Genomic DNA, 15,903 nt, shown 5'->3' with positions numbered 1-15,903 from the left:
ATAATGCTTTTGAATTTTTGGTGCCTGAAGGTCACGGAGAAGAATTCCGGAAAAATATCGACCGGGTGATGAAGGGAGAAGAGCTAAATTATGTGGCAACAGGCTGCAGAAAAGATGGCAGCAGTTTTGATGTTCAGCTCAATGAAGCAAAGGTGAGCCTGCCTGGAGGCGAAGATGGGGTATTATCCATCCAGATGGATATCTCCGAGCTCAAGGAGCAAGAAGAGAAACTAAAATATTTGAGCTACCATGACGGATTGACCGATCTGTATAATCGCTATTATCTGACAGAAGAGATGGAACGCCTGAATACAGAAAGGCAGCTGCCGATCAGCTTGATTATGTGTGATGTAAACGGTTTGAAGATTATCAACGATGCCTACGGTCATAAAGTAGGCGATGAACTTCTGGTGAATGTGGCCGATATCCTGCGATCATGCACCAGAGATGAAGATATAGTTTCCCGCTGGGCCGGGGATGAGTTTGTGATTTTATTGCCGCAAACTAAAAAAGAGATCGCTCTGAAGATATGCACACGTATCGAAAATGCCTGCGAGAAAGCTGAATTCGGCGATATTCCCATCACTCTGGGGGTGGGAGTTGCTGCCAAACATGATACAGAAGAAAAGTTCGAAGAGATTTTAGCCAGAGCGGATAAGAAAATGTATAAGGACAAACTCACTAAATCTCAAAGTGCAGAAAATAATCTGGTGAAGAATATGCTCAATACTCTAGCGGCCAAAAGCCAGGAGACCATGGAGCACGCCATGAGGATGACCGATTTGGCACACAGGCTGGGAGAGAAGATAGTTTTATCAAAAGAACAGATAAACAATTTAACTCTTTTGGCTTCCCTTCATGATATAGGCAAAACCACAATTCCAATGGATATATCGAGCAAACCCGGAGATTTGACGGATGAAGAATGGAAGATAATAAAAGAACATCCCGAGAGAGGCTATAATATCGCTTCATCTACAAAAGAGTTCGTCTCTGTAGCCAAAGCTATTTTATGTCATCATGAGCGTTGGGATGGCGGAGGCTATCCAAATGGCCTGGCAAAAGCAGAGATACCATTATTATCAAGAATAATCTCCATTGTAGATGCCTATGATGTTATGACGGCGGGCAGGCTCTATAAGGATGCCATGAGTAATGAGGAAGCTTTAGAAGAGATAGAAGAGTGTGCAGGGGGGCAGTTTGACCCGGAATTGGCTGAACAATTTGTGAAGATGATGAGATCAAGGCAGTGAGTAAATATTCGCACCCTGTAGCCCACCAGCCCATCTAATAATGGAAAAGGAAGATATGTTGAGAAGAATTAATCGAATATTATCTCCCATAGTTGAGGAAACTGAGCTTGAAAAAATATTTATAATATTATATTATGGTGATTGAAAACGTTACCGGTAACCTTTTCAATAGGGCTTGAGATGATATAACTTTCTATGAGTTTCCCGGTTAAATTACATAAGCAAGGTGATTTAAATGACAGAGGGAAATAATATCACAATAAAAGATATCGCTGAAAAATCCGGTGTTTCAGTTACTACTGTTTCCCGGGTCTTAAATGATAAACCTGACGTGAAGGATGCAACCAGGGCGAAAGTTTTAAAAGTCATTAAAGAATCCAATTACAGACCAAATGGCATGGCCAGAAGTTTAGTTATTAATCAGACTTATTCGATTGGGCTGATAATTCCCGATATAAATAATCCGTATTTTCCTGAAGTAGCCAGAGGTGTTGAGGATCAAGCTCAGGACAGCTCTTATTCTGTAATTTTTTCAAGTACAGATAATAAACTAAAAAGAGAGAAAGAAGTTATTGATTTAATGCTGCAAAAAAGTGTTGATGGATTGATTGTCTCACTTTCACTAGCAAATAAAGATATTTTAAAGCGTCTGGAGGATAAAAAGATACCGGTTGTTCAGTTAGATCGGAAGATACCAGATTCCAGATATCCGGCGGTAATGGTTGATAATAAAAAATCTGCCTATAAAGCTGTTCAGTTTTTAATCGATGAGGGTTATAAGAGGATAGCCCATATTACAGGTGATCTGCAGACTGTGCCAGGACGGGAACGCAAGAATGGCTACAGGAAGGCTATTTTAGCTAATAATTTTAGTTTTAATCAAGATATGATTTTCGAAGGTGATTTTAGTAAGAGAGCCGGGTATGATGCCTTGAAGAAAATTACTGAGAAAGGCAGCTTGCCTGAAGCAATTTTTGCAGCTAATGATATGATGGCTATAGGAGTTCTCGAAGCCTGTCGCCAAAAAGGCATTAAAGTGCCTGAAGATATAGTTTTAGTAGGCCATGATAATATTTCAATTTCCAATCTTGTTTATCCTGCTCTGACAACAATGGCCCAGCCGAAATATAAGTTGGGCAGGAAGGCCAGTGAGTTGTTGATTGAATTGATTGAGATTAAGCAGGAAAAAGGGAGTCTGGATAGAGATAACCTCTTTAATGACCAGATTCTTGAGACACAGTTGGTTAAAAGAGGCTCTACTTCAAGGGTTTAGAGGAGGAAAGCTATGGCTGAGATAGTAATAGTTGGTTCGATGAACATGGACTTTGTTGTTAATTGCTATAGACTGCCTGAACCTGGAGAAACAATTAGTGGCAAGAGTTTTACCAGGCACTCCGGGGGAAAAGGTGCCAATCAGGCAGCGGCAGCAGGCCTTTTAGGTGCCAGCCCACTATTCATTGGGGCCAGAGGTGCTGATGATATTGGCCAGACTTTAGAGGATAATTTAAATCGGCAGGGTGTTAAGACGGAGTTGATTACTACAGATATTGAGACCGGGACGGCCCATATCTTTGTTACTGATGATGGTGAGAACCACATAACAATTATTCCTGGTGCCAATGGAACCCTTGATAGTGGTGATATTTGTTCTGTGGCTGAAAGAATTAAGGATGCTGAGATTTTGCTGTTTCAGCTTGAAATTCCACTCGAAGCTGTAACTGAGGCTGCCAGGCTTGCTGCAGAAGCTGGTACTACAGTAATTTTAGACCCTGCCCCTGCCCAAAAATTGCCAGATGAGCTTTTGAACCGGGTCGATTATCTATTGCCGAACAAGAATGAATTAGAGAGGTTGACTGGCACAACAGAAATTGAAGAGGGCTGCAGCCAGTTATTGAAAAGAGGTGTTAAGAATATAATTTTAACATTAGGTGGTAATGGAGCAGTACTGGCAAATGATAAAGGTATAAAGAATTTTACTGCTCCTGAGATTGATGTTGTTGATACGACAGCAGCTGGTGATGCTCTGGCTGGGGCCTTTGCAGTAGCGTTGAACAAAGGGTTTGGTCTTGAAGAGGCTATTCGAGAGGGCATTTATTATGGTTCAGCAGCAGTTAGTCGGCCCGGTGCCCAGAGTTCATTATTTACCAGCGAGGAATTTGCTGAATTTTTAAGTTCCAGATCTGAATGATAGGAGGTCTGTGAGATGAAAAGAGGAGAGTTATTGAATAGTTATTTAAGTGGACTGATTGCAGATTTAGGCCATAAAGATAAGATAGTTATTGCAGATGCCGGGCTGCCAGTTCCTGATAGAGTTGAAAAGATTGATCTGGCGGTAAGCTGCGGGCTGCCAGGTTTTATAGGAACTTTAAAAGCTGTTTTATCTGAATATCAGATTGAGGCCGGGATAATGGCTGAAGATATAAAGGCTGAAAATCCGAGGATTTTAGATGAAACACTGAAAATACTTCCTGCAGAGATCGAACCAGAGTATATTAGTCATAAAGAATTTAAGAGGCTTACTGAAGACTGCAGAGCAGTGATTCGAACAGGTGAATGTTCACCTTATGCCAATATTGTATTGGTCGCCGGGGTGACTTTTTAATGGCTGATAAATTACTGGAAATGAAAAATATTAGCAAGAGCTTTCCTGGTGTCCAGGCTCTTTCAGGGGTTGATTTTAATATAGACAAAGGTGAAGTTCATGCATTGGTTGGTGAGAATGGTGCCGGAAAGTCAACATTGATGAAAGTTTTGACTGGAATCCATCCTGATTATGAAGAAGGAAAAATAATTTATAAGGGTAAAGAAGTTAGATTTAGTAAGCCAGCAGAGGCTCAGAAGTCCGGGCTGGCAATTATTCATCAAGAGCTAGAATTAATACCTGAGTTAACTGTGGCTGAGAATGTTTTTTTAGGCAGGGAGCCTGGTCGGGGCTGGATAAATAAGAGAAAGTTGAAGACTGATACTAAGGAAATTTTTGCAGATATGGGTATAGAGATAAATATTAATAAAAAAATTAAAAACCTGACCATCGGTAAACAGCAGATGGTTGAAATTGCCAGAGCAATCTCCCAGGATGCTGAAATTATTGCTATGGATGAGCCGACTTCCTCACTTTCCCAGCAGGAGGTTAAAATTCTTTTTGATTTGATTGAGGATCTAAAAGAAGAGGGGATCGGGATTATTTATATCTCGCATCACCTTGAAGAGATTTTTGAAATCTGCGATAGAGTAACGGTTTTAAGAGATGGTTATAAAGTTAAGGAGCAGGCTGTAGCCGATACTAATAGAGACGAGATTGTCAGGCAGATGGTAGGACGGGATGTTGAGGATAGATTTCCAGATTTTAAAATGGATGATGGCCAGCCTATTTTTGAGGTTAAAAATCTGTCTGTTCCAGACCTGATAGAAGATGTCTCTTTTGAGGTGAATAAAGGAGAAATATTTGGCCTGGCAGGTTTGATGGGAGCTGGACGTTCTGAGATTGCCAGGGCTATATACGGTATTTATAAAAAGAGAACTGGCGATATTTATCTAGAGGGTAAAAAGCTGGATATTCAATCTCCTGGTGATGCGATTGACAATGGAGTTTATTATCTAACTGAAAATAGAAAAGAAGAAGGGCTGATACCTGAGCTTTCAGTCGGAGAAAATATGAGCCTGTCGATTCTTGAACAATTGACTTTTGTAAAAGGTGTTATTTCAAAGAGAAAAGAGAAAAACCTGGTTAAGGATTTCATTTCTAAATTAGATGTCAGAACCCCTGGTCCCTGGAAATTAATTAAAAATTTAAGTGGTGGCAATCAGCAGAAAGTGATATTAGGTAGAGTTCTTTCGACTGATCCTAAATTAATAATTATGGATGAGCCGACCAGAGGAATAGATGTTGGTGCAAAGCATGAGATTTATAAGTTAATAAAAGAGCTTGCTTCTGAAGGTGTAACTATTATATTTATCTCTTCTGAATTGCCAGAGATTTTAAATTTAACTTCAAGAATTGGTGTTGTTTATAAAGGAAAGCTTCAGGGGATAATTGACGGTGATGAAGCTACTCAGGAAAAGATAATGAGTTTGGCGACAGGAGGTAGTTCATAGTGGGAAACGCAAATGATGAGTCAAGCAGTAAATACAAAGAATTTATTTTGCAATTTTTAGATAAATTTAAAGCCGGTGTTGGTCTGATGGCGATGGTTATAGTAATGTCATTTTTAAGTGATCGTTTTTTGACATTGCCAAATATTTTAAATATATTTCGTCAGGTTTCAATTATGGGGATTATGGCAGTCGGAATGACTATGGTTATTCTGGCCCAGGGCATTGACCTTTCAGTCGGTTCGTTAATGGCTTTAAGTGGTGCTGTGACTGCAGGTATGATGGTTCATGGCGATATAAGTATTTTTCTGGCAGTTTTAACTGGTCTTGCTGTAGGAACTGCTCTCGGGCTTTTCAATGGTCTGATGATTTCCAAGGCCAAACTTCCTGATTTTATAGTGACTCTGGCGATGATGAGTATTGCCAGGGGTTTAACACTGGTCTATACTGGTGGCAGGCCTATTTCCGGATTTGACCTTGCTTTTAGAAGAATTGGTGGAGGCAGGGTTGGCAGGGTTCCGATTCCGGTAATTATATTTACAGTTATACTTATTATTGGCTATTTGGTCTTAAATAAAACCACTTTTGGCAGGTATATCTATGCTGTTGGTGGCAATAAAAAAGCCGCCAGACTGGCTGGCATTAATACCGATAGGGTTAAAATTTTAGTTTATGCGATCAGTGGCTTTTTATCTGCAGTAAGTGGAGTTATATTGATCTCCAGGCTTAATTCAGCTCAACCGACAGCAGGTGTTGCCTATGAGCTTGATGTTATCGCAATGGTAGTTTTAGGTGGTACCAGCCTGGTGGGAGGTAAAGGTACTGTAGGTGGAACTTTGATAGGCGCTTTAATAATTGGAGTTTTGAATAATAGTCTTAATCTGTTAGGTGTCGCTTCTTTTTATCAAGAAGTGGCAAAGGGATTGGTTATTTTGGTCGCGGTCTTGCTGGATAGTATTCAGCACCGGGACTAAGATAATATAGATAGCTCTATAATTTTAAAGGGGGTAATATTAAATGAAAAAGGTAGTTTCTCTGATTGTCATAATGGCATTCATGATGGTGGCAGGCTTTGCTGGTACTGCTGAGGCTTATGATGTTGGTCTTGCAATTTCAACTCTTGAAAACCCATTCTTTGTTGATTTAGCTGATGGAGCTGAAGAGACTGCAGAAGAATTAGGAGTTAATTTGACTGTTGTTGATGCTGGTGATGATGCTGCAACTCAGATGAATAGTGTTGAGGACTTAGTTATTCAGGGAATGGACTTAGTTGCTATAAACCCGGTAGATGGAGATGCAATAGTGCCTGCTATTGAAGAAGCTGATATGATGAATATTCCAGTTATAACTGTTGACAGGGGTGCTGAAACAGATGTGACAGCTCACATTGCTTCCGATAATGTTGAAGGTGGCATGATGGCAGCAGAATATATAGCTGATCAGTTAGAAAATGAAGGTAGATTAATTGAACTTGAGGGTGTTCCTGGCACCTCTGCAGCAAGAGAAAGAGGCGAAGGATTCAATGAAGTTATGGATGAAATTGAAGGCATAGAAATAATTGACAGTCAGCCTGCTGATTTTAGTAGATCTGAAGGTATGAGTGTAATGGAGGATTTATTAGAAGCCCACGAAGATATCGACGCTGTTTTTGCTCATAATGATGAAATGGCCTTAGGTGCAATTGAGGCTATTGATGCTGCCGGTTTAACTGATGAGATTATGGTTGTTGGTTTTGACGCAATTGATGATGCTTTAACAGCAATTGAAGATGGCACTTTGGAGGCTACAATTGCTCAGCAGCCAGAAGAAATGGGAAGACTGACTGTTGAAATGGCAGTTCAATTGCTAGATGGTGAAGAAGTTGATGAATTCGTCCCAGTACCACTTGAATTGATCACCCAGTAATCCTGACAGATACAGATTAAGCTTTTAGTGATTAAATTTAATTATATTTTTACATTGGCTGGTAGTCCTGGCGGGCTGCCAGCTTTTTTATTTAAATCATATTTGCTTGATTTTGTTATATAAATTTGCTACTATAGTGCCATAAAGAGCAATAATTCGCACAATAAAAAGATCACACAAATTAAAGGTGATTACCGTTATGAGAGAGAATAGAGAAAATGCAATTAACCTTCGCCAAAAAACAGTTCCAACACTTAAACTGAAGCCTGGCATGAAGCTGGCCGATAATGTCAAAAATGAGTATGGAGGTATATTGGTTCCAGCAGGAACAATTTTGAATGAAAAATTTATTGAATTACTGGACAGACATGGAATTAAGTCGGTAACGGTGGAAAAAGAAAGCAAGGAAAAACGCAGCGATAATATTAAAAAAATAGAAGAAATCAAGGAAAAATATCAGGAAGCTTCCGATGAATCACGAAATTTATTTTCCAAAACCAGACAACAAAGAAAAATAGACACAGATCAGCTCGTAAAAATGTTTTACAAAGTTAAAGATTTGCAGGAAAAAGAAGGCGCCCAACAGGAATTAGTTAATTTATTTAGTACAATCCAGGACCCAGATAACTATCTGTATCATCATTCTTTAGATGTGAGTATTTTGGCCAGTATGTTTGCCGACTGGCTGGGGATGAAAGATGGGGACAAAAAACAGCTTATCATGGCGGGATTACTGCATGATATCGGAAAAATTGAGGTTCCCTATGATATTTTAAATAAGGAGGATGCTCTGACACCGGGAGAATTTGCTGAAGTAAAAAAACATGCTCATGAAGGTTACAAAATAGCTAAGGAGTGTCCAGTCCTAAAAGAAAAAGCTGTTCAGGGAATTTTAACCCACCATCAATGCTGTGATGGCAGCGGTTATCCTCTCAAATTACAGGGTCATAATATCCCTCTTTATGGCAGAATTTTAGCCATCATTGATGTTTATGATGCAGCTGTTTCCAAAACAGTATATAATGATGAAAAACCTTCTTTTAAAGTTATTAAACACTTAAGCCAGGAACAGGCAAATAGTTTCGATGAAGAGCTTTGCGATATATTTAGAGAAAACATGGTCGGATTTCACAGTGAAGCCAGGGTAAAACTTGATAACGGTAAAGTAGGCAGAGTAATCTATGACCCTCCCAACAAGCCCGAGCAAAAAATTGTGGAAACAGCGGGTAAATTCATCAATCTTTTCACTTCCGAACGAGAAATAGTTCAGGTGATCTCCAACAACTGAAGGAAGATCTTAATGAAATTTAATCCGGGGGATAAAATCCTCCAGTTTTTTAATTTCTCCCTCCAAAATGCCTCCCCTGAATTTCCTGTATAATACCCGAATATTCTTACCGCCTGATATAAAATCAATATCCTTATCTGTTTGATTAGTCAGAAACAGTGCACAAAACACTATCGATCGCTTAAATGTGAGGGCGGAAATTTCTGATATATTTATACTGCTGTTAAGCCAGGGATCATGAGGGAGCTCATGGTCCTTTTTTGTTTTTTGACATATGATTATAACTATGTTAGAATAAAGTTGAAATGAATAAATGCTCAAAAAGGAGGGGTTATTATGCCACGCGGAGATGGTACAGGACCTGATGGTTTAGGCGAAATGACCGGACGAGGTGCAGGCTATTGTGCAGGTTTTAATGTACCCGGTTATGTTAATTCTGGTGCTGGCCAGGGATTGGGATTGGCCAGAGGATTTAGAGGTGGTCGGGGTGGTAGAAGAAGAGGAACTGCAGGAAGAGGAACTGCAGGACCCGCTGGTCCGCCGGCTGGACGGGTTAGAAAGTCACCTTTTGTTAGTACTCAGCTGACTGAAGAAGAGGCCAAAAAGACAGAACTAAAAAATTTAAAAAGGACTGCTGAGGATCTGGAAGATCAGCTGGACGCTGTCAGAGATAGGATCGAACAGCTCCGAGAGGAAACTGATTAAATTTTTGGTCAAATGAATCAAGTTTTGTCTGCTTCGCCTGTGAAGGCGGAGCAGACTGGTTTTAAAAGGTTCACCTATTTTCCTGGAAGCTCTGGGGGGGCAGGGGTTTTGAAATATCACAACAGAGGTGAATAACAATGAAAATTGCGATCACAGCTGAAAGCAAAAGTTCATCTGATGTAAAAGTAGATCGCAGATTCGGCAGAAGTTCATATTTTATGATTTATGATGACGATGAGGAAAAAGGAGAATTCATTAAAAATTCCGCAGGGGATACCAGACATGGTGCGGGAGTTCAGGCTGTACAGACATTGGCTGATAGAGATGTTGATGCTCTTATAACCGGTAGAGTTGGTCCCAAAGCTTTTGATGGACTGCAGAAAGCAGAGATTGAAATTTATCTCACCGAAGACTCCACTGTGAAAGAAGCTCTTTCTGATTTTGCAGATGGAAAGCTTGAACAGCCGGAAGAACCCACAAATAGTCGACATCCGGGACGGAGATAGGGTGATTTCATGAAAATTACTGTGATGAGCGGTAAAGGGGGGACGGGCAAGACCACTGCAGCTACCAACCTGGCTCTGGCCCTGGAAAATGTTCAGTTTTTGGATGCCGATGTTGAAGAACCCGATGCAGGCCTTTTTTTAAAACCGGATATTTCTCGAAAGCCGGAGACGATATATCGTAATATACCGGAGATAAAACAGGATAAATGCAATAACTGCAGGGATTGCATAGATTTCTGTGAATATAACGCTCTTATGATGCTGGGAGAAAAGATAATTGTGTATCCGGAAGTATGCGGCAGCTGTGGTGGCTGCAGAATAATATGTCCGGAAAATGCTATCAAAGATAAAAAGAGGGAAGTAGGCAAAATAACAGGGAGTAAAAGTAAAGACAATCCGGCCATTATTGATTTCTGGCAGGGAGAATTGACTATCGGAGAAGCTTCCGCGGTGCCTCTAATCCAGGAATTGAAGAAAAAAATAAATAAAGATAAGACGGTGATTATTGATGCTCCTCCAGGAGCTACATGTCCGACTATAGAAAGCGCCAGCGATAGTGACTTTGTTGTTCTGGTCACGGAGCCCACGCCTTTTGGGCTTCACGACCTCGAAATAGCTGTCGACCTGGTTGAAAAGCTGGGGAAACAGTATGCCGTGATTATAAATCGCTCTCAGCCTGAGGCAGATAAAAAAATAGAAGATTTCTGCTCTGAAAAAGATATAGATATACTGCTGAAGATCCCTTTTTCCCGGGAAATTGCCGAGCTTTATTCTCGTGGAATACCTTTTGTAGAAAGAATGAAAGACTGGCAGGAAAAATTCCGGCAGGTTGTGTTTGATATTGAGGAGATGACAGCATGAAAAAATTAACTGTTATAAGTGGTAAGGGAGGAACAGGTAAAACTACCTTCGCCGCCAATCTGGCCTTTTTAGCAGATAATGCAGTTCTGGCAGACTGTGATGTTGATGCTCCCAATCTTCATTTATTAATGGCACCCGAGATAATCGAAAGTGAGTCCTATCATGGGGCCAAACTGGCCGTGAAAAATAATAAATTGTGTTCTGATTGTGGAAATTGCCGGGAAATATGCAGCTTCAATGCTATCGATGCTGAAAATGAAATTAAGGAATACAAATGTGAGGGCTGCGGTTTATGTGTGGCCATATGTCCTGAAAATGCAATTAAACTTCAGCAAAGGAAAACGGGTGAAATTTATTATTCTAATTCTCGCTCGGGACCGATGGTCCATGCCAGATTGAAAATAGGAGCTGAAAATTCCGGAAAACTGGTGAGCAGGGTAAAAAATGAGGCAGAAAGCTGGGCAGAAAGAGATGAATATGAGCTGCTTATCATCGATGGCTCACCCGGGGTGGGCTGTCCGGTTATCGCTTCTCTGGGAGGAGCGGATGGAGCTCTTATCGTTGCTGAACCTACTGAGACGGGAATATCTGACCTGAAAAGAATAGTTGAAGTGGTTGAGCACTTTTCGATTCCCGCTTATATGGTGATAAATAAATATGATATAAATATAGAATTAACTCATTATATTGCTGATTATTGTAAAGAAAATAATATTCCGCTGTGGGGAAAAGTTCCTTTTGATGAATCAGTAGTAGAAGCCATGCAGGAAGGCGAATTGGTCGTTGATTATGCCAGGGATAGCAGTGCAGCAGAGAGCTTATTTGAGATCTGGAAACTAATAGATGAAATTTTTCGGCAGGATTCTTCCTCAGTGGAGTCTTTAAAATAAGGTTATTTACTTCTTGAGCCGACGAGAACACAATTTTTGGCCGGGGAGCTGACCGCGGGTTTGAAAAATTTCAGTATCATATTGCCTTAAAGCTCACAAATCATAATAAGAGGTGATTATAATGAAAAAAATCGCAGTTCCGACTGAAGAGGGAAAGGTAGCAGCACATTTTGGACGCTGTCCGGAATACACTCTTATGCAGACAGAAAATGGGGAGATAAATAAAACCCAGGTAATTGATAATCCAGGCCATAAACCAGGTTTTTTGCCCCGCTTTCTTGACGACAAAGGTGTGGACTGTATAATTGCAGGTGGTATGGGGAGAAGAGCGATTAATATATTTCACGACAACGATATTGAAGTTGTTACAGGCGCAGAAGGTGAAATCGAATCCTGCGTACAGGCATTTTTGAATGATAATCTGGATGAAGCGGGAAATATTTGTGATCATGACCAGCATCATGAACGCGGCGGCCATGGATGCGGTCATTAATTTTAGATTGTAAAAGAATCACCACTTTTCAGGATGTCTGTTTTTGCTGAAAGCTGTTTTTGTAAAGCTCTAAGAGCAAAATCGCTGCTGTCATGGGGTGAAAGCAATACTCGCTCTGGATTGACTTCATTAATTAATTTAATGGTATTATTTAATTCATCTCTCCCTGGTTTCTGCCAGGGAGACTTCCCCGTTCCAATTATCCTCTGCAGATCAATTCCCGCTTTCTTCATTCTGCTGCTTTTTACCGGCAGATGCAGGCCTCCAGCCAGTGCATAGATATCTCCGGGGACAATTTTTTCTGATAATTTAATCAACGGTTTCAGTCCCTGATGGCCGCACCCTGTTATGATAATCTTCCCCTTATTTTTTAACTTGATTATAAGGGCCTGTTCCCTGGTCGGCCCAGAAAAAAACAAATTACCCGTAAGAGGGCCGGTGGTGGCCAGGCTTTCTGTTATTAATTGAGGTGAATTTACAGTTATAGCTTTACCCGGGCTTACTTCAGCATCTGCGGGCAGATATACAGGCAGGCTCTCATCATCAGATGTAAGAAAAAAATGAGATTCAGGAATTTTGACCTCATTCTTTCTGGCTGCCCTGATTCCTCCCATATGATCAGGATGGAGATGAGAAATAACAACGGCATCCGGGCGGCTGGAATTTAGACTTAATTTCGCAAAATTATGATCGAAGATTTCACTCCCCGACCTCATACTCAAATCATAGATTATTTTATTATTTTCCGTCTCCAATAGATAGGAAATTCCCGGTTCACTTTTGTAGCCCGGTTTGGACTTTCCTTCAGTAATCACAGTAATTTCAACCTGCTCTGCTGTTTGCAGCTGTAAAGGTTCTGCCCGTGAAATTTTAGCTCGATTGGTCTCCATTGCTTTCTTTTTATTTTTCTGAAAATATCTATATTTTAATAACAGATAGGGAATTATCAATGGAGATAACACAACTAAAAGCGGCCACCAGAAAGGATGGATACGAAAATTCATATTTATTACCTCTTTTTTAATTTAAAAGTATTAATTGCTCATGATTCGATAACATTATATCCTCTTAACAAAAATTTTGCCAAAAAGCATTTTACATAATGCTCCAACAAATCAATTCAAAGATTTTGAATTCAAAGGAGATAAGTCCCTGCAGGATGATTTAACCTCACTTTTGATCCAGCGTGATTTTGCTTAAAGAAAAGCCACCATATGAAGAAAATCTTAAGGCAGCTAAAAAACTTGCTTCCGCTGCTCATCTGACATTTTTCACCAGCCTGCAAATATTTTCTTATACAGGAAAAAGATAATCTATCCAGAACTACTTATTAAGAAGAATTATTATGTGTTAGAAAATATTCAGGTGGTGATGTCATGAAAAAGATGAAAGATGTTCTGCTGGCGCGCGAGGAAAATGAAGAGATAGTAATTGGAAATACCGCTTTGGTCCGGGCCATGGTAGAGGCGGGAACCAGAGTTGTCACTTCTTACCCCGGCTCTCCCACCCCGGAAATTGCCGAAGACATCCGCTCTATGCCCCGGGAAGACCGCCCTTTTTATTTTGAATTTTCCACCAATGAAAAAGTGGCTGCCGAAGTCGCTTTTGGAGCCTCCGTCAACGGCAGCCTCTCGACTGTTTTTTTCAAAAGTGTCGGTCTCAACGTGGCGGCGGATTCTTTTGTCCAGCTGGGCCTGATGGAGCTCATCGGCGGTATGGTAATTGTGCTGGGGGATGACCCTGGCGCTAATTCTTCTCAGAATGAACAGGATAATTTACATTACTCCAAACTTTCCTATACCCCGGTGCTGGAACCTTCCACGCCTCAGGAAGTTTACGAAATGTACCAGGAAGCAGCCGAGATTTCCCGGCAGGAGAAGATGCCCATAATTCTGAGACTAACCACCCATGTCTGTCATGCCAAGGAAAAAGTTGCTTTTGGCAGCTGGAATCCGGTGGAATTTGATGATAGACCGCAGTTTGCCCCGGAAAATGGCCCCTATGTTCCCATAACCGATAAAGTATTTCCCATGAAGCGTCGGGCCCTTCAGAAACGTGAAAAAATCAGAAATATGGTGAGAGAAAGGAATTTAAATAAAGTTGAAGACAACAACAATGACAGGCGTGGTATCATCACAGGTGGGGTTCCACATCAGTCACTGCTGGATATTTTAGAACAGGTTGAGGGTAAACGGCCCGACATTCTCAAGCTGGGAGCAGTTCAACCTTTAAATCATAAGGATATTATCGAGTTTTTACAGGAGCATAAAGAAGTCAAAATTTTGGAAGAACTCGATGCCGTCCTGGAAGAGGAGATCAAATCCTTAGCCTTTGATGAAGGGATCTCTACAGAAATAATAGGCAAACAGGGAATCGAAGACTGGATGGGTGAATACACTCCGGATAAGGTGGCCAAAGTGCTGCACAGAACCTGGCCGGATTTGATTCCCGATCGGCTGGTGGAAGTTCAAAAAGAACGGGAATCACCTTTAGAACCCAGGCCGCCTCAGATGTGCCCGGGCTGCGGCCATCGTTCCGCTTTCCATCCCATCAAAAAAGCTCTGCGGGAAAAAGATATAACTGTGGCCGATATCGGCTGTCATACCCTGGGTTTTCTGCCGCCCTATAATATGGGCGAGGTGCTGCTCTGCATGGGACATTCCCCGGGGACCGGTTCCGGTATGTCTCTTTATAATGATGAACGCAGAGTTGTGGCCTTTATCGGCGATTCCACCCTCTATCATGCCGGTATGCCTGGGATAGTCAATGCTGTCTTCAACGATCATGATCTGACTCTGGTGGTCATGGAAAACAATACTACAGCCATGACCGGTCACCAAAATAATCCATCCAGCGGCGGCAACTTCAACGAGCCGACTGAGGCCATTCCCATCAAAGAACTGCTGGCAGGAATGGGGGTTGATGATATCAGTAAAATTGACACCTACAATCAACAGGGACTGCAGGAATTGATCGAAGAGAAGGTGGATGAAGAAGGATTTAATGTGGTTATTGCCAGCCATCCCTGTATGCTCAAGTTTACCAGGGAACAACGCCGCAAAGGGGATTACAGGGATCGAAATGTCAGAATCGACCAGGAAAAATGTGCGCAGATTTATGAATGTGTCCAGGATTTTGCCTGTCCCACCTTTCAAAAAGAGGAAGATGGCACCATCTGGGCCCACGAAGATCTGTGCATTGGAGACGGTTCCTGTCTGCAGACCTGCCCCACCCGCGCCATTGAGTTTGTGCGGGAGGAAACAGGAGGTGACGGTGATGAATAAGAGGCTGGATCATCAGAACGAGCTGGCCGAAAAATTGGATCTTTTTCTGATAGGAGTTGGCGGTCAGGGAATCAATTTACTCAGCGAAACCATGATTCGGACTGCAGATTATGCCGGCTATGAAGTCAGGGGCGTGGATACCCACGGACTGGCCCAGCGCGGAGGTATGGTGGTTTCCAATCTGCGTTTGGGTCAGGGCATACATTCACCGCTTATTCAGAAAGGTCAGGCGGATAAGGTTATAGCCATGGAAAGAAATGAAGCCCTTCGTGGTCTGGCCACTCATTTAAAGCCCGGGGGAGAGCTGATCTATTACGATGTTTCCTGGCAGACCCTTTCCACCCGCCTGGGAGAAGAGGAAGATACCACCGGAGAAAAATTAGAGGAATATGCGGAGAGGTATGAGGCTGAACTGACCCGGGTCTACAAAGATGACCTGGAGGATTCTCGTAGGCAGAATGTTGTGCTTATGGGGAATATGGCCCGAAAGGAGAAAATCTCCGGACTCCAGCCGGATCATTACCGTCAGGCTTTGAGGGATCTTATGTCCGGGTCCATGCTGGAGGCGAATATGGAGCTTTTTGATGAATTGGTAGAAAAGGAATAGACAATTTTTCCTTCATCCC

General features: G+C 41.6%; 16 protein-coding genes. 15 read left to right on the top strand and 1 reads right to left on the bottom strand.

Annotation, left to right across the window (positions count from 1 at the left end; all coding sequences use genetic code 11):
• The 13 genes from BLT15_RS11040 to BLT15_RS10975 all read left to right on the top strand — a co-directional run.
• The coding region (locus tag BLT15_RS11040; RefSeq protein ID WP_143423073.1) for a diguanylate cyclase domain-containing protein at nt 1-1,253 on the top strand (1,253 nt) is incomplete at its 5' end.
• A 235-nt stretch (nt 1,254-1,488) separates the two neighbouring features.
• Entirely contained in the window at nt 1,489-2,526 is a 1,038-nt protein-coding gene (locus tag BLT15_RS11035) for a LacI family DNA-binding transcriptional regulator (protein ID WP_089761711.1), read from the top strand.
• Nucleotides 2,527-2,538: 12 nt separating this feature from the next.
• Nucleotides 2,539-3,441 carry a ribokinase gene (gene rbsK, locus BLT15_RS11030; RefSeq protein ID WP_089761709.1) on the top strand — a complete coding sequence of 301 codons (903 nt, stop codon included), beginning with the start codon at nt 2,539-2,541 and terminating at the stop codon, nt 3,439-3,441.
• 15 nt (nt 3,442-3,456) lie between these two features.
• Nucleotides 3,457-3,855: a D-ribose pyranase gene (gene rbsD, locus BLT15_RS11025; RefSeq protein ID WP_089761706.1), complete on the top strand. Its 399-nt coding sequence runs from the start codon at nt 3,457-3,459 to the stop codon at nt 3,853-3,855.
• Nucleotides 3,855-5,348, top strand: coding sequence for a sugar ABC transporter ATP-binding protein (locus BLT15_RS11020; protein WP_089761704.1), 1,494 nt, complete (start codon nt 3,855-3,857; stop codon nt 5,346-5,348). Before rbsD ends, BLT15_RS11020 begins: the two co-directional genes overlap by 1 nt.
• An 86-nt stretch (nt 5,349-5,434) precedes the next feature.
• Complete coding sequence (locus BLT15_RS11015; RefSeq protein WP_089761713.1) at nt 5,435-6,319, top strand: ABC transporter permease; 885 nt, start codon at nt 5,435-5,437, stop codon at nt 6,317-6,319.
• Between the two features lie 43 nt (nt 6,320-6,362).
• Nucleotides 6,363-7,250, top strand: coding sequence for a D-ribose ABC transporter substrate-binding protein (locus BLT15_RS11010; RefSeq protein WP_089761702.1), 888 nt, complete (start codon nt 6,363-6,365; stop codon nt 7,248-7,250).
• A 199-nt stretch (nt 7,251-7,449) separates the two neighbouring features.
• Entirely contained in the window at nt 7,450-8,538 is a 1,089-nt protein-coding gene (locus tag BLT15_RS11005) for an HD-GYP domain-containing protein (protein WP_089761700.1), read from the top strand.
• Nucleotides 8,539-8,874: 336 nt separating this feature from the next.
• Entirely contained in the window at nt 8,875-9,243 is a 369-nt protein-coding gene (locus tag BLT15_RS10995) for a DUF5320 domain-containing protein (protein WP_089761696.1), read from the top strand.
• 137 nt (nt 9,244-9,380) lie between these two features.
• Nucleotides 9,381-9,749: a NifB/NifX family molybdenum-iron cluster-binding protein gene (locus BLT15_RS10990; protein ID WP_089761695.1), complete on the top strand. Its 369-nt coding sequence runs from the start codon at nt 9,381-9,383 to the stop codon at nt 9,747-9,749.
• Nucleotides 9,750-9,758: 9 nt separating this feature from the next.
• On the top strand, nt 9,759-10,610 hold the full coding sequence (locus BLT15_RS10985; protein WP_089761693.1) for an ATP-binding protein: 852 nt from the start codon (nt 9,759-9,761) through the stop codon (nt 10,608-10,610).
• Nucleotides 10,607-11,500, top strand: coding sequence for an ATP-binding protein (locus tag BLT15_RS10980; RefSeq protein ID WP_089761691.1), 894 nt, complete (start codon nt 10,607-10,609; stop codon nt 11,498-11,500). The genes BLT15_RS10985 and BLT15_RS10980 overlap by 4 nt, the downstream gene beginning before the upstream one ends.
• Before the next feature lie 121 nt (nt 11,501-11,621).
• Complete coding sequence (locus BLT15_RS10975) at nt 11,622-11,993, top strand: NifB/NifX family molybdenum-iron cluster-binding protein (RefSeq protein ID WP_089761688.1); 372 nt, start codon at nt 11,622-11,624, stop codon at nt 11,991-11,993.
• 2 nt (nt 11,994-11,995) lie between these two features.
• Here the strand turns inward: BLT15_RS10975 and BLT15_RS10970 are convergent, their stop codons facing one another.
• A complete protein-coding gene (locus BLT15_RS10970; protein ID WP_089761686.1) occupies nt 11,996-12,997 on the bottom strand; it encodes an MBL fold metallo-hydrolase in 1,002 nt (333 codons plus the stop codon).
• A gap of 372 nt (nt 12,998-13,369) precedes the next feature.
• Here BLT15_RS10970 and BLT15_RS10965 point away from each other — a divergent pair, with 372 nt between their 5' ends.
• Nucleotides 13,370-15,277: a thiamine pyrophosphate-dependent enzyme gene (locus BLT15_RS10965; RefSeq protein ID WP_089761684.1), complete on the top strand. Its 1,908-nt coding sequence runs from the start codon at nt 13,370-13,372 to the stop codon at nt 15,275-15,277.
• Nucleotides 15,270-15,884 carry a 2-oxoacid:acceptor oxidoreductase family protein gene (locus tag BLT15_RS10960; RefSeq protein WP_089761682.1) on the top strand — a complete coding sequence of 205 codons (615 nt, stop codon included), beginning with the start codon at nt 15,270-15,272 and terminating at the stop codon, nt 15,882-15,884. The genes BLT15_RS10965 and BLT15_RS10960 overlap by 8 nt, the downstream gene beginning before the upstream one ends.
• Nucleotides 15,885-15,903 lie beyond the last annotated feature (19 nt).

Origin of the sequence: Halarsenatibacter silvermanii, assembly GCF_900103135.1 — a bacterium.
In the GTDB taxonomy this organism is placed as follows: Bacteria; Bacillota; Halanaerobiia; order Halanaerobiales; family Halarsenatibacteraceae; genus Halarsenatibacter; species Halarsenatibacter silvermanii.
The sequence above is the reverse complement of the archived record's forward strand: the minus strand, read 5'-3'. Positions and strand labels throughout refer to the sequence as shown.

What these genes read in the sequence shown, in the direction of transcription:
- BLT15_RS10995 (WP_089761696.1), top strand. Translation starts at nt 8,875, where the DNA reads ATGCCACGCGGAGATGGTACAGGACCTGATGGTTTAGGCGAAATGACC.
- BLT15_RS10975 (WP_089761688.1), top strand. Translation starts at nt 11,622, where the DNA reads ATGAAAAAAATCGCAGTTCCGACTGAAGAGGGAAAGGTAGCAGCACAT.
- BLT15_RS11010 (WP_089761702.1), top strand. Translation starts at nt 6,363, where the DNA reads ATGAAAAAGGTAGTTTCTCTGATTGTCATAATGGCATTCATGATGGTG.
- BLT15_RS10970 (WP_089761686.1), bottom strand. Translation starts at nt 12,997, where the DNA reads ATGAATTTTCGTATCCATCCTTTCTGGTGGCCGCTTTTAGTTGTGTTA.
- BLT15_RS10985 (WP_089761693.1), top strand. Translation starts at nt 9,759, where the DNA reads ATGAAAATTACTGTGATGAGCGGTAAAGGGGGGACGGGCAAGACCACT.
- BLT15_RS10965 (WP_089761684.1), top strand. Translation starts at nt 13,370, where the DNA reads ATGAAAAAGATGAAAGATGTTCTGCTGGCGCGCGAGGAAAATGAAGAG.
- BLT15_RS11015 (WP_089761713.1), top strand. Translation starts at nt 5,435, where the DNA reads ATGGCGATGGTTATAGTAATGTCATTTTTAAGTGATCGTTTTTTGACA.
- BLT15_RS10980 (WP_089761691.1), top strand. Translation starts at nt 10,607, where the DNA reads ATGAAAAAATTAACTGTTATAAGTGGTAAGGGAGGAACAGGTAAAACT.
- BLT15_RS11020 (WP_089761704.1), top strand. Translation starts at nt 3,855, where the DNA reads ATGGCTGATAAATTACTGGAAATGAAAAATATTAGCAAGAGCTTTCCT.
- BLT15_RS11005 (WP_089761700.1), top strand. Translation starts at nt 7,450, where the DNA reads ATGAGAGAGAATAGAGAAAATGCAATTAACCTTCGCCAAAAAACAGTT.
- BLT15_RS10990 (WP_089761695.1), top strand. Translation starts at nt 9,381, where the DNA reads ATGAAAATTGCGATCACAGCTGAAAGCAAAAGTTCATCTGATGTAAAA.
- BLT15_RS10960 (WP_089761682.1), top strand. Translation starts at nt 15,270, where the DNA reads ATGAATAAGAGGCTGGATCATCAGAACGAGCTGGCCGAAAAATTGGAT.
- rbsK (WP_089761709.1), top strand. Translation starts at nt 2,539, where the DNA reads ATGGCTGAGATAGTAATAGTTGGTTCGATGAACATGGACTTTGTTGTT.
- BLT15_RS11035 (WP_089761711.1), top strand. Translation starts at nt 1,489, where the DNA reads ATGACAGAGGGAAATAATATCACAATAAAAGATATCGCTGAAAAATCC.
- rbsD (WP_089761706.1), top strand. Translation starts at nt 3,457, where the DNA reads ATGAAAAGAGGAGAGTTATTGAATAGTTATTTAAGTGGACTGATTGCA.